Annotated in this window: 11 protein-coding genes and 1 pseudogene; 1 reads left to right on the forward strand and 11 read right to left on the reverse strand. The window is 43.6% G+C overall.

Annotated features, from left to right (window positions below; genetic code table 11):
* Positions 1-344: 344 nt before the first annotated feature.
* Both GBH70_RS08680 and GBH70_RS08685 read right to left on the reverse strand, forming a co-directional pair.
* Positions 345-1,544, reverse strand: a complete 1,200-nt coding sequence (locus GBH70_RS08680; protein ID WP_061086993.1) for an MFS transporter — start codon at positions 1,542-1,544, stop codon at positions 345-347.
* A complete protein-coding gene (locus tag GBH70_RS08685) occupies positions 1,541-1,969 on the reverse strand; it encodes a MarR family winged helix-turn-helix transcriptional regulator (protein ID WP_151680668.1) in 429 nt (142 codons plus the stop codon). Before GBH70_RS08685 ends, GBH70_RS08680 begins: the two co-directional genes overlap by 4 nt.
* A 354-nt stretch (positions 1,970-2,323) precedes the next feature.
* On the opposite strand from GBH70_RS08685, the gene GBH70_RS08690 reads away from it, so the two are divergent.
* On the forward strand, positions 2,324-2,656 hold the full coding sequence (locus GBH70_RS08690) for a hypothetical protein (RefSeq protein ID WP_151680669.1): 333 nt from the start codon (positions 2,324-2,326) through the stop codon (positions 2,654-2,656).
* A 19-nt stretch (positions 2,657-2,675) separates the two neighbouring features.
* Here GBH70_RS08690 and GBH70_RS08695 read toward each other — a convergent pair whose 3' ends face one another.
* The 9 genes and pseudogenes from GBH70_RS08695 to GBH70_RS08750 all read right to left on the reverse strand — a co-directional run bounded on the left by GBH70_RS08695 (position 2,676) and on the right by GBH70_RS08750 (position 13,215).
* Positions 2,676-3,503 carry an AraC family transcriptional regulator gene (locus GBH70_RS08695; RefSeq protein WP_151680670.1) on the reverse strand — a complete coding sequence of 276 codons (828 nt, stop codon included), beginning with the start codon at positions 3,501-3,503 and terminating at the stop codon, positions 2,676-2,678.
* A gap of 21 nt (positions 3,504-3,524) precedes the next feature.
* Positions 3,525-5,612, reverse strand: coding sequence for a beta-galactosidase (locus GBH70_RS08700; RefSeq protein WP_151680671.1), 2,088 nt, complete (start codon positions 5,610-5,612; stop codon positions 3,525-3,527).
* 30 nt (positions 5,613-5,642) lie between these two features.
* Entirely contained in the window at positions 5,643-6,476 is an 834-nt protein-coding gene (locus GBH70_RS08705) for a carbohydrate ABC transporter permease (RefSeq protein WP_061086913.1), read from the reverse strand.
* 2 nt (positions 6,477-6,478) lie between these two features.
* Entirely contained in the window at positions 6,479-7,330 is an 852-nt protein-coding gene (locus GBH70_RS08710) for a carbohydrate ABC transporter permease (protein ID WP_151680672.1), read from the reverse strand.
* A 65-nt stretch (positions 7,331-7,395) separates the two neighbouring features.
* Complete coding sequence (locus GBH70_RS08715; RefSeq protein ID WP_253693663.1) at positions 7,396-8,664, reverse strand: ABC transporter substrate-binding protein; 1,269 nt, start codon at positions 8,662-8,664, stop codon at positions 7,396-7,398.
* 236 nt (positions 8,665-8,900) lie between these two features.
* Positions 8,901-9,848: pseudogene (locus GBH70_RS08720) on the reverse strand (glycoside hydrolase family 53 protein).
* Between the two features lie 20 nt (positions 9,849-9,868).
* Entirely contained in the window at positions 9,869-10,081 is a 213-nt protein-coding gene (locus GBH70_RS08735; protein ID WP_151680677.1) for a hypothetical protein, read from the reverse strand.
* A 579-nt stretch (positions 10,082-10,660) separates the two neighbouring features.
* On the reverse strand, positions 10,661-11,719 hold the full coding sequence (locus GBH70_RS08745; RefSeq protein WP_151680678.1) for a tartrate dehydrogenase: 1,059 nt from the start codon (positions 11,717-11,719) through the stop codon (positions 10,661-10,663).
* A 275-nt stretch (positions 11,720-11,994) separates the two neighbouring features.
* A complete protein-coding gene (locus GBH70_RS08750; RefSeq protein WP_151680679.1) occupies positions 11,995-13,215 on the reverse strand; it encodes an MFS transporter in 1,221 nt (406 codons plus the stop codon).
* Positions 13,216-13,568: the final 353 nt, after the last annotated feature.

A 13,568-nucleotide genomic window follows, 5' to 3' on the forward strand; every position in this document is an offset into this window, starting at 1 on the left:
TCTTCAATTCATATATCTTTACTTCAAGATAATAATAAGCCACCCATTGTTTGTTGTCAAGTATTTACGATTTCATTGCTCTGAGGAATCATAAAAGCGGTTAATAAAACGCACGGGTTGATTCCCTCCCTTCATATGTTGAAGCTCCATCCATACGGAGTACCGCATCCAATTTTTGCCGGAATCCATCGGGTTGACTGATGATAAAAACCAGAGCGGTACTACATTGGCCAGATAGACATTTCTTCTTATAAAATATCCAGTACGGCGGCTTTATTCTTATACAATGAAATCAAAGGAAAAAAAGCCCGGAGATCGTCTCCAGGCCCGTTTCTAAACAATGATTATTCCGCTCTTTCCATCAAACGCTCCGCACCCGCTGCTTTCTTCCCGTACACAAAATAATAAAGGAACACACAGATGAAGATCACGGCAGCCATAATGGCGTACAATCCGTGGTAGCCGGCAAACGGGACCAATAGTCCGAGCAGGAATGGCCCGACCCCGACGCCCGCATCCAGGAAAATAAAGAACGTCGATGTCGCAAGCCCGATACGGTGTTTCGGCGATACTTTGACTGCAATCGCCTGGCCGCTTGAAGAGAACGTCCCGTAACCGAGGCCGACAAAAATGCCAGCAAGCAAAATCATGAACCCTTGATCAGCCTGATTCAACAGCAGGAGGCCAACTGCGAACAAAATAAACGACGGATACATCACGAAATTCTCGCCTTTTGTGTCAAACCAGCGCCCGGTAAACGGTCTTGATACAAGGACGGTCCCGGCATAGACGATAAAGAAAAAGCTGGAGATATCGACGAGATTCATTTCTTTTGCATAGGAAGTGAGGAAAGACAAAATGCTGGAATAGCCAAGCCCGACAAACGCGCTGATGATGGCGATCGGGAATACTTTCGGTTCAAAGAAATTGCCAATCTTGAGTCCTTTCATTCTTTCCAGTTCCATTTTGGACAATTCGATCTTCGGCACATTTAAGAAGATCGACGAAACAAAACTCAATGCAAGCAGCACGAGGCATAAAATAAATATCATATTGAAACCGGCATGTCCGATCATAAACATGCCGACAAACGGTCCGACAGCCGCAGCCAGCGTTACGCTCAACGCATAATAACCAGTCCCTTCCCCCCTGCGTTCATTCGGGATAATCCCCGCCACGATCGTCCCGGTTGCGGTTGAAGCAATCCCGAGTGCCGCACCGTTTAAAAAACGGACAGCTAGCAACACAGCAAGATTTTCAGTAAAAAAGTAAAACAGCGTAATGATTAAAATCGAAATAAAGCCGATATACAGCATTTTTTTCCTGCCGATCCGGTCAATCGACCTGCCCGCAAAAAGCCGCGCGATTAAAATCCCGACGACAAAAATGCCCGATGCCAGCCCGGCAATACTTGGTGAGGCATGAAATTGTTCCGTTGCATAAAGCGTAATGGTTGCCATCAATAAATAAAAAGTAAAATAAAGAAAAAAGTTTGCGGTCGAAACAATTAAAAAATCTTTCGTCCATAATTTCGGCCTGTTCAATGTATCTCCTCCCCTTGATCATTCAAATTTTCCCTGATTTGCGGAAGCAGTTCGAATAATATCTTTTGTTGTGCTTCCGGAATCCCCTTCATGGCCTGCCGTTCCAAACTTGTGATTTCCGTACGGCAGGCCAGGTAAATGCCTTCCCCTTTTTCCGTCATGTGGATCACTTTTTCGCGACGGTCTTTCCCCGGGATCTGCTCGACAATTCCCTGTTCTTCCAGCCTGTGCACCATCCTTGTCACATTTGGCCTTTCGACTTCATAGTATTTGCAGATTTCAACAAGCGTGCAGGGTCCGAAATTCCGCACGTAAAAAATGACCTGCCAAAGCGAATACGACAAATCATATTCCCCCAGCAATCCGTTCAGTTTTTTGACCAATGGCCGGTATAAACGAATATAGCGGTAAAAAAATCCCTGCATAAGGAAACCTCCTTGATCACTTGTTGTCCGATTGCTGTTTTAAATGACCGTGTGTCGTCCGGTATGCGAATCTGGCTCCCGGATTGCTCTTGTCCCGATGCTTTCCGGCCATCCACAACCGCGGCGTCCCCCGGAAATGACCGGCCCCAAGCGAAAAAGAATTCAAACTTATTCGTTACCCTAAGTAATATTTCACGAAAATAAATATATAGAGTTTTTCAGCCAGTGTCAATGGGCGAGTGTATAAAAAGGCAGATGAAAAGTTTTTTTCATAATCGTCTTTTCATTATATAATTGAAATAGATTTATTGCGTTTGTCCACAGCGGTGAAACAATCAATACGGAGGAAACACAATGATTGAAGTAATTACATATGCCGATATCACGGTACGGCTTCCCGAAAAAAATCATTATGAAGCATTTATCAAGGAGCTTTTCGCCAAACTTGAGCCGCATATCAAATCCGAACAAATTATCTCGATATCAAAACCAAGTATAAATCCGGATAACATGGCGATTGAATCCAGCGTTCTTGCCAAACTGATGCTGTATATTCCCGAAAAAACACCAGGACTGAAAGTAGAAGAATATATCGATGATATTGTACCTTTCCTTAAGCGTCATATTCCGAAATGCGATAAAGTCGCAAGCACGAAAATAGTACAAATGAAAAGAATGATTGAATGACAAACAAATATCGCCAGCTTTATAACTTGTTAAAAAGATGGCGATATTTGTTTGGTGTTATGCCTTCTATTTTTTTAAAAGTAGCGATAAAGTGGCTCGTATCATTAAATCCGACTGCTTCTGCCACTTCTTTTAAAGAAAGTTCGGAACTTGCGTATAACAGTTTCTTTGCCTCGCGTATCCGGATATTGATCAAAAAGGCATACGGGCTGACGTTAAACGCTGCCTTGAATAAAGAGGTTAAATATTGGGGGCTCATTTGGGCATAATCCGCGATTTCCCTTAGGCCGATATTTTCGGAATACATCGTTTTCAGCCATTGTACAATAGACCTCATCCGATCCACGTTTTGAGACCCTTTATTGCGAAACTGATTATATTTTTTCAGTAAAATAAGGAAATGGTATAAGTACTCCGAAGAATCCAACCTGGAAAGTTCATTGTCTTTCTTTACCGTATCCAGAATTTTTTCAATCGTTTTAGAAAAAGCCAGTTCCGCGCTCTCAATGTACATTGATGAAAAATTGATCTCAAGGGAATTCATGATGGCTTCGGTAACGTCCCCGCCAAAAGTGATATAGAGCGTCGACCAGTCGCCTTCGTTCGCATAGTATGAATGGGGAGTAAATGGTGTCAAAAGAATGCCTTTTCCCGGGGTTAACAAATATTCCTGACCCCCATACGTAAAAACACCTTCACCTTTTACCGTTTGTAGCCAGTGGTAATAAGGATAACCTTCAGGCCTTGCGAAATCCTCTTCCCTCGGGTTATAACCGACGCTTTCAATAAATAAAGGAAGCGGTTTTCCTACTGATAAAAAGGTATAGCGCTTTTTCTCCCCATTCATTCTTCCTGCTCACCTGCCATTCTACTTCTCTATTTTAATGACCGAAACCCCATATGGCTTCAAAACAAATTCGTTCTTCATCCGGTTGCCGGACAACATTTCAACGCCATCAAATCCGGCTGGCAATCCCATCTTTACTTCTGCTTCATTAAAATTCATTATAAAAATATATTCGTGATTTTTACCCGTTCTCTTTGAAACACTTACGCCATCCGGAAGTTCAACATTCAGCACTTTTTGCAGCTGCAATTTTTCGATTAATATCCGGTAAAAATCATCAAGGCATTTCTGCTCAAAATGGGCAGCCATATAATAGGCTTCGCCATGTTTTAATCGTTTTACCGTCAAAGCCGCTCCGCCTTTGTAAAAATCGTTTTCATATTCAGCCAGTACATGGGCTGTTTCCGGGTGAATGATTTCACAATAATCTTTGACTTCATACTTACCCTTCAGCGGAAAGTAACCGTTTTTATTCATTATAATTGTATTTTTCTCTTCATCATATAAGGAATCGATTTCTTCCGACCAAATTCCCAATAAATTCCGCAACGGTCCAGGACTTCCGCCCAAGAAGCAGAGATCATTTTCATTGACCATTCCGCTCCAATAGGTCATCACCAGGGTACCGCCTTTTTTCACAAAAGACTCCAGCCGTTCTGCCGTGCCTGCCCTGACCATGTACAACATCGGGGCAATAATAAGTTTGTAATCATCCAAATGTTTTTCCGGTGATATCACATCTACAGAAATGCCTTGTTTTCGTAACGATTGATAATGTTCCTGGCAAAGTTGGATATAATCTTTACGACCCAGTTTCAAAGCCTGTGCATCATCAATGGCCCACTGGTTTTCCCAGTCATAGATTACAGCCGCTTCTGACTGGATCGTTGTCCCGGAAATTTCTGAAATTTCCTCCAAAGCTTTACCAACATCTGCTACTTCTTGAAACACACGTGTATGTTCATGACCGGCATGGCTGACAACGGCGCCGTGGAATTTCTCCGGTCCCCCCCGGCTTTTCCGCCATTGGAAATACAAATTAGAATCCGCGCCGTGGGCAATGGACTGCAAGGAAGACAGCATATGTATGCCCGGTTTTTTTATTTTATTCACTTGATGCCAATTCACAAGGCTCGGCGTATTTTCCATCACGAGAAACGGCTGGTCTTTTTTCATTGAACGGTACAGGTCATGCATAAACCCTACATCCGCAGCCAACTCCGCCGTTGCCTGCATTGGAATGTGCCAAGCCGGATAAGCATCCCAGGAGACAACATCCACTTCTTTTGCAAACTTATGGTAATCAAGGCCAAGGTAAGGGCCCATATGAGGATAGTCCCCCATAAAGTTTGTTGTAACCGGTATATCCGGTGTGACTTCCCTCAGTGGCGCAATTTCGTTCAAATAAAAATCGATTGTCTGGTCCGTCACAAAACGTTTCCAATCCAAGTTTTGTGCATGGATGGCATTTTCGCCCTGCGGAGCCGGAGATTGGATTTGTGACCAGTCCGTAAAAGTGTGACTCCAAAAAGCGGTCCACCATTCATGGTTCAGCCGTTCCAAACTTTGATATTTCTTTTTCAGCCAATTCCGGAACGCTTCCTGGCAAAGGTCACAGTGGCATTCTCCGCCGTACTCATTGGAGACATGCCACATGATAAGCGCCGGATGATCTTTATATCTCTCAGCAAGCAGCCGATTGATGTTCCGGGTCTTTTCCCGGTAAACGGGCGATGTATAGCAATGGTTGTGGCGCTTGCCAAATAAATTCCGTTTCCTATCCGGGCCCACGCGGAGCACCTCTGGATATTTTTGTGCCAGCCACGCCGGCCTTGCCCCGCTCGGTGTGGCAAGAATCACGTGTGCCCCCTGTGCAGCGAGCCTGTCCATGATGTCATCCAGCCAGCCAAAATTGTATTTTCCTTCTTCAGGCTCAATCGCACTCCAACCGAAAATATTAAGAGAAAACGTATTGCAATGGGCCAATTGCATCAGGCGGAAATCTTCCGAGAGGATTTCCGGATAATCGAGCCATTGTTCAGGGTTGTAATCACCGCCGTGCAAGAAACCTTTCACTTTTTTGCGGACGGTGGAATATCGATTGTTCATATGCGTGTTCTCCTTAAAAATTTGTGTTTACTACTTGACAGCACTTCCAAGCATTCCCGAAATGAATTGCTTTTGAAGAACTAAAAAGAAAATTATGATTGGAATAGTGGCAATGGTAATGCCCATCATCACTTGGCCGTAATCGATAATGGATATACCGATTAAACTCGACAAAGCAACTGGGAATGTATACATATCACTGGAGGTCGTAGCAACGAGCGGCCACATGAAGTTATTCCACTGCATCATGAATAGATAGATGGCAGTGGCAGCCAGTGCCGGTTTCATGGAAGGTAGCACGATCCGAAAAAAAATCCTCAATTCTCCCGCACCGTCAATCCGTGCCGATTCAATCAGCGCATCCGGAAAAGCAAGGAAATTTTGCCGCATTAAAAAGATCGCAAACGGATAGCAAAGCTGCGGCACAATCAGCGCAAAGTACGTGTTTAATAGATGCAGTGAGCCCAGCATCCTGAATAAGGGGATTAATGTAGCCTGATAAGGAATCATCATCGAAAGCATCAGCACGGTAAAGATGATCTTGTCGCCCTTGAACCTGAATTTCGATAACGCGTAAGCAGCAAGTGTACAAACGGTTAAAGACAACAAAACAAACATCAGGGAAACAAACAATGAGTTGAACAACACACGGTAAATCCCGATTGAATCATTCAAGTTATGAAGATTTTCCATTAACCGGTTCCCGAACGATAATGTCGGCGGATTGGTAAACATTTTACTTGTATTATTCGTTGCACCCACTAACATCCAATAGAAAGGAAAAATTGATATAAAGAGCGCAATAATCAAAGGGACATATAAACCAATCGTATCTCTGATCCTGCGTATTCTGCTGGTCGGCATCGTCAATCATCTCCTGTCACTTTCATCTGAATGTACGACAAAATGCCTACAATAATTACGACCACATAGGCAATTGCCGAAGCATATCCGAAATCAAAATATTTGAACCCGTTCTGGTAAATATACAACCCAAGTGTCATCGTGCCGTTCGCCGGGCCGCCTTTTGTCAAGTTGTAAGGTTCATCAAACAATTGAAGCGTTGAGATCGTTGAGATGATGGCTGTAAATAAAATAACCGGCTTTAACTGCGGCACGGTAATATTGAAAAATTTTCTAATCCTGCCGGCTCCATCAAGTGAAGCTGCTTCGTAAAGTTCTTCCGGAATATTTTGCATAGCCGCAAGATAAATGACCATGTTATAGCCTGTCCATCTCCACGTCAAAGCGAGAATAATGGATACCTTTGCCCAAAACGGATCTGTTAACCAAGGGATCTTATGGATTCCGAATAAACCAAGAAAGTCGTTAATCAAACCGCTGTCCTGCAGCAATATCGAAAACAAAATGGAATACGCAACAAGCGATGTGACAGCCGGCATAAAAAATCCAACCCTGAAAAATCCGCGCAGTTTAAGCAGCTGGCTGTTTAGAGCCGAAGCGAGGATTAAAGCCAAAATTAACATAATCGGCACTTGGATAATTAGAATAATAAACGTGTTATACAATGCCTTTAAAAATACAGAATCATGGAATAATCTGATATAGTTTGCAAAACCGGCAAAAACATATCTCCCTCCATCCATTTTTTGAAAGCTGAGAAGCAGGGAGGAAATAATCGGGTATATCGTAAAACATAAAAACAATATAACTGCCGGGGCGACAAACCAATACGGAATCATTTTACTTCTGCTCAATTTACCCACCTCACTAAGAAACAGCAGATAACAAGAACTTCTCGTTATCTGCTATCGGTTTCCGTTTACTGCACGTGGTTTTCAACACGTTTCTTCGCGGCATTTACAGACGTTTTCACATCTTTGCCTCTGACAATTTCCGCCTGCATGTTAATGGCTTCGTCCCGTCCTACAGCATCATTAGCCGTATATAATACGGAAGGAATTTTCTTCATTTCACCAGAGAAGAACGTCCATACTTTTTGGTTGCCAAAATATTTTTCAGGCTGTGTGAATAAGCTTGATTTATAAACCGGCAGATAGCTCGGGAATAAGCCGCCCTTCATTGCTAATTCCTGCGCGTTGTAATTGGTTGTGAAATATTTCAGGAAATTATAAGTAGCATCGATATTTTTGCTTGATTTCGAGATGACGAAGGAACTTCCGCCCTGGTTCGCTGATCGGCTTCCGCCTTCTTCAAAGGCAGGCAGATTCATGACTCTCCATTTTCCGGACAACTTCGGCATTTGCTGTTCCAATGTTCCAACCAGCCATGCACCGGCAATCGCTGTTGCAGTCTTGCTGTTCTGCAGCGAAGATACCCACGCGTTCCAGCCGGATGCGCCTAACAAAATTTTATTGTTTGCCATATCCTGCAAAAGCTGGGCAGCCTTGATCGATTCCGATGTCCCTAAATTGGCATTCCCGTTTTTGTCAAAATATCCCAACCCTTGCTGGCTCAATAAAATTGTGTATACGGTAATATCTGTGTTGTCATAGCTGAGCATGTCCACGCCCGTTTTTGCCTTGATTGTTTTACCGGCTTCAATATAATCGTCCCAAGTTTTAATGCTGTTTGGATCCACGCCGGCTTTTTCAAAAATATCCTGACGGTAGAACAAACCGACCGGACCCGCATCAAAAGGAAGCGCATAAAGGTCGCCTTTATAGGTTACACTGTCCAGTTTATATTTTGGAAAATCCTTCGCGTACTTTTTCTCAAATCCTTTACTTGAAATGTTCACGAAAGCGTTCGGAAATTTTTCAAGGTAACCGTTAATGCCGTCATCTACCAAAAGTGCCGCATCCGGAAGCCCCTGCCCCTGCGCCTGCAGTCCGGTGGTAAATTTTGAACGGATGTCATCATTTGCCATTTCTACAACTTTAACATTAAAATTCGGATGGTCTTTCTTATACGTTGCAGCCGCTTTTTTCAGCAGCGGGACGTTAATGTTCGTTGCCCAAATCGTAATGGTAGTATTTTTGCCGCCGCTTGAACTACTGCTGCCGCATCCTGAAAGCGCCAACACAAGGATGCACATGAAACTGGCTAAAATTGCGATCGATTTCTTCACCATCATTTCCTCCTATTCTTTTTAAAAATATAAAAACCTTAAACAAAATAACTGCTGCAGCCGATGGGGCTCTCTTCGCTACACATCGATTATAAAACGTTTTCATATTCATTTGAATATAATAATCAACCAAAAAAATATAAAAATATTAAACTTGGCTATTTTTTTGATATTCTTATATTCATACATAGAAAAAGGGCTGCCGCTTTTGCAGCAACCCCGGAAACGAATCTACATTAATTACGTTTTACAATAATTGGCCGGTTTTCCTTAAATACGTTCAAAGACGGCAGCGCATTGCCATTAAAATCAAATAAGGCTTGATTCTCCCATCCGTCTCCGCCGCCGGAAATCCACCCGGCACCAGGAACCGGTATCCAGGCCGGTTCCCAATAAAAGAAGCCCAACCCGCGCTCGTCCGGAACACTATAAATAGTTTTCATTAAGTCTTTCAGGAATTTTGCCTGGCCCTGCACAGACACATCACAACCTTCAACGGCATCACTTGCAATAAACACATTCGGCTCATTGTCCGCCTCCTGCAAAGTGTAGGCATAAGCTGTTTCCGCGATGACGACGTCTTTATTGTATCTTTGGCTGATATCGTTCATATTGTTTTGCAAATCGGCAAGTGCACCATTCCAATACGGGTAATAGGAAAGCCCAATGACGTCAAACGGCACTCCCCTAGCCGCGAGTTGATCAAAAAACCAACGCGATTTGCTGTTGTCTCCCCCGCCATCAATATGCATCATGATTTTAACATATTTCGGGTCAATCTGGTCATAAACACCTTGGACACCTGCTTTTAACAATACTGCAAGTTTGTCAAAATCGCCCGATCCTTCTCCCCATGTCTTGCCATCCGGCCAGAGGATTCCGCTTGTTATTTCATTTCCAATTTGAACCATATCCGGTGCAGCACCGGCTTCTTTCAATGCCCTACTACTTTGCTCGTATAATCACGAACCGCAGCAGTTAATTGGTCAAAATTCAAGTTTTTCCAGGCTGCCGGCTTGCTCTGTTTTCCCGGATCAGCCCAAAAGTCAGAGTAATGGATATCGAAGCAAAAACTTAAATCCCCTTGTCTTTTCCCTTTTTGCAACTGCGATCGTATTGGACAAATCATTGTAACCGTTAGCCTGCACAGGGTTATACCACAGTCTGAGGCGGATATAATTCACCCCGTGTTTCTTTAAGATCTTCAGCAATCTTCCTGCTTTCCATAGTCATAATATTTGCCGCCGTGGTCTTCAATTGCTTTTAATGTAGAAATAACTGCCCCTTTGATAAAAGTCTCTTTCAGCGTTTCCTTATTAGATTTCGCATAGGAATCACCGGAATTGGAGAACCATGCGCCCGCCATCACAACCAGAACCGTTATTACAGCATCCACAGAATTTAACATTTTCCCCATCAGTCTATCCCCCTTATTTTTCTGGTACCTTATCGGTTCAAACTATAGAGCGTTTTCATTTTACTGAATATATAAAAACATCATTTGGGATATGAAGATATGAAAATAAAAAAGAGGACTGCAATGTTTCAACATGTTAAGTAGTCCTCTTTAACATATTTCTTTATTTAAGTCCAATACCTTTTCGAATGTAAGAATAATTTTTTCATGGGAGGTGCTGTATATAAACTTATCCCCTTTAGATTTCAGCAATTCATTTGTCGTATCTTTTTCTGTCATTGTCCCATTGAGTGCTACTCCTTCAATGATTTCTTGCCCCGTTCCCCATCATTGATGATAATGCTATTAACTTAACAAAATTCGGATACCTGCCCTTATTCCGGCCATTTCATACTAGATCTATCCTTGTATTGAGTTTTGTTAAACAACAGAAATAATCCATTTAATCTCGGCAAGTGCTCTTATTCTCTTTGACTCCAGATCTTTGAACCAGATAAAATCATATCTCTTTTCCTACTATAAGAAAAAGGGAAGCTCTCCCCTATTAAAATACATCCTGATCCGACAAGATAACCACGCTCACTTCTCCAAAATCCTCCCGCAGACCGCTTCCGTTACTTCAGCCGTTGTAGCCGTCCCGCCGATGTCCGGCGTCTTAATGCCTTTTGCAATCACCCATTCGACAGCCTCCAATATTTTTCCACCCAGTTCTGTTTCGCCGAAATGGTCGAGCATCATCTTTGCCGTCCAAATCTGCCCGATCGGGTTGGCGATGCCCTTTCCGGCGATGTCCGGCGCCGAGCCGTGGACCGGTTCAAACATCGATGGGTATTTTCCGTTCAGATTAATATTTGCTGACGGGGCAATACCGATACTACCCATGATCGCACCACCGATGTCTGTTAAAATATCACCGAACAAATTGCTTGCGACAATCACATCAAACAATTCCGGCTTAATCACAAGAAACGCGGACAGGGCATCAATATGCGTACTGTTTACGGCGACATCGGGATAATCCGCTTTCAATTCGTTAAACACTTCATCCCAAAACGGCATGGTGTGGAAAATGCCGTTTGATTTCGTTGCGCTTGTCAGACGCCGGTTGCGTTTTTGCGCAAGCTCAAAAGCATAGCGCATCGCCCGCTCGGTACCTTTTCTCGTAAAAATGGCGTTTTGAATCGCGATTTCATCTTCGCCTTTATGAATCCTGCCGCCGACTTCGCTGTACTCGCCCTCGCTGTTTTCCCGTACAACGACAAAATCAAAATTTTTCGGATCGGCAAGCGGCGAGTTTAACCCTTTGAAATACTTTGCCGGCCGGATGTTGAGCACCTGCTCAAACCCGCGCCGGATTTTTAGCAGCAGCCCCCACAACGACACATGATCCTCCACCAGCCGCGGATTGCCGACTGCCCCGAGAAAAACGGCCTCGTAATCTTTTAAAATTTCAAGCCCGTCATCCGGCATCATCTTTCCGTGTTCGATGTAAAAATCGCAACTCCACGGGAACTCGGTAAACTCAAATTTGATCCCGCCATGCAGTTCCGCCGCCGTGTGCAACACCTTGACCGCAGCAGGTACAACCTCTTTTCCAATCCCATCCCCGGGAATGACGGCGATGTGGTATGTTTTCATAAAGATTCCCTCCGTAAAAGCGCTGTCATCCCTATCATTTTAACATAATTAATTGGTCAACCACCTATCGAAATCAACCTTATTTACTATTTTAAGGAAGCAATAAAGGGGTAAGATAAACATAATGATCAATTTAGGAAACACTTATGGAATTTTTTAACGGGTTATTACTTAATCTTATGTTTTGGACACTTGTGACCATTGTAATAAAAGCCGTGATTCACTAGGATTAGTCTTCCTATATCAAAAACCCATGCCCCCAGCATGGATTTTAATTAGTCCCCTATTGATTTCGCATTTTCCGGAGCCGCTGTTTTCAGCATCGGGAAAACAAAGAACAGGCCGATGATAAAAAACAGGGCGGCCAGTTCAAATACAGCGGTAATTGACAGCAGTTCCTTTAAAAGGCCGGCCAAGCTCATCGTAATCACCATGGAGCCGGTAAATAACGGGCTCAATGTGCCGTTGACCCTGCCGATGAAGTCCGCTTCCGTATTTTGCAGGATCATCGTGTTGATGCCGATTTGGATGCATGGCATGAAGAAGCCTGCGAGCAATTCCGCAGTAAGCGTCAGCCAGAGGGAAGTCGACGCGCCGATCACCGCAAGCCCTACAGCATTTGCAAGCATCCCAGTTAAAAGCATTTTTTGCGGCGGCGTGGATTTTGAAAAAGCCATTGAAAAGGCCCCGCCTGTGATCATGCCGACTCCGTTGACCATTACGAGCCACTGCAAATTTTCTTTCGGCAGGCCCAAGCGATCGGTCACGAGGAAAATATTCATTGGCTGAATAAAACCGACACCAAGCCCGGCAGCCAGAAAACCAAGGCCAAGCAGCTTCAGTTCCCTTTTCGACAGCACATAGCGGATACCGCTTTTCATCTCCTGCCAAAGATGAGTTGTTTTCTCCGCTTCTTTTTCTGAAGCGCGGTCACGCGGAATAAACGATAAAGAAGCGGCGGAAAGCAGAAAGGCGATCCCGGTAATAAAAATGGAAATATTGATCCCGAACTTCTGATAGGCGAACGTTCCAATCACAGGGCCTAAAATCATGAATACGGCAAAAATGGTCTGATAAACGGCCATCGCCTGCTGAATCATATTTTCCTCTAAATGTATTTTAAACAGCTTCATCCCGGACGGCTGCGAAAACTGTGATAAAATGGATGAGATAAGCGTTGCGAAAAAGACAGCTTGCCACGAGCCGAAAATCAGTGCGCCGATTACGGCAAAAATAGACACCGCACTCAGCAAATCGCACCAAACCATTGTCTTCTTCGGCTGCCAGCGATCTGCAAAAGTCCCTCCAATAAAACTAAAAATAAAAATCGGCAGGAATTCCGCAACGGATATCATGGATACCGCCAGCGCATCTCCATTTGTTTTTTCCGTCACAAACAAAAGGACGGCGAAATTCCGCACCCAAATTCCCACTTGCAAAAACAATGCGGAAACAAACACCATCCGGACAAACCTGTTTTTCCATAGCCGGCCCATTGGCATTCCCCTTTACCCAAAAGACTTGTGTACTTCATCGTGTACTTATCATACCCGAATTGCCGGTTGTACGCAATGGAGAGTTTTCTAAGAAATGCAGGCTGCATCTCTCATCCGAAAAAATTCAGACTTACATGTATCCATTTTTGGCACCTAATATGAGTATCCGTTGCATGCTACCTAATATTTTAAATATATCGTTTCTCAATTAAGCAGAGTTAAGAGAGAGGAAGATCCGTGAAAACGGTCTTTGAAATAATGTGTTATTAGATGAATGAGGCCGTGGAAGGGGGCATTATTAAAAGCATCAAAACAGCTTAGAGGAGACATGGCATATATCTTTGGATGATGAT

The organism is Weizmannia acidilactici (assembly GCF_008974225.1).
In the GTDB taxonomy this organism is placed as follows: Bacteria; Bacillota; Bacilli; order Bacillales; family Bacillaceae_C; genus Weizmannia; species Weizmannia acidilactici.

Bases quoted from the DNA above. Each gene is read 5' to 3' on its own strand.
- GBH70_RS08685 (WP_151680668.1), bottom strand. From the start codon at position 1,969: ATGCAGGGATTTTTTTACCGCTATATTCGTTTATACCGGCCATTGGTC.
- GBH70_RS08745 (WP_151680678.1), bottom strand. From the start codon at position 11,719: ATGAAAACATACCACATCGCCGTCATTCCCGGGGATGGGATTGGAAAA.
- GBH70_RS08700 (WP_151680671.1), bottom strand. From the start codon at position 5,612: ATGAACAATCGATATTCCACCGTCCGCAAAAAAGTGAAAGGTTTCTTG.
- GBH70_RS08705 (WP_061086913.1), bottom strand. From the start codon at position 6,476: ATGCCGACCAGCAGAATACGCAGGATCAGAGATACGATTGGTTTATAT.
- GBH70_RS08750 (WP_151680679.1), bottom strand. From the start codon at position 13,215: ATGGGCCGGCTATGGAAAAACAGGTTTGTCCGGATGGTGTTTGTTTCC.
- GBH70_RS08735 (WP_151680677.1), bottom strand. From the start codon at position 10,081: ATGGGGAAAATGTTAAATTCTGTGGATGCTGTAATAACGGTTCTGGTT.
- GBH70_RS08690 (WP_151680669.1), top strand. From the start codon at position 2,324: ATGATTGAAGTAATTACATATGCCGATATCACGGTACGGCTTCCCGAA.
- GBH70_RS08695 (WP_151680670.1), bottom strand. From the start codon at position 3,503: ATGAATGGGGAGAAAAAGCGCTATACCTTTTTATCAGTAGGAAAACCG.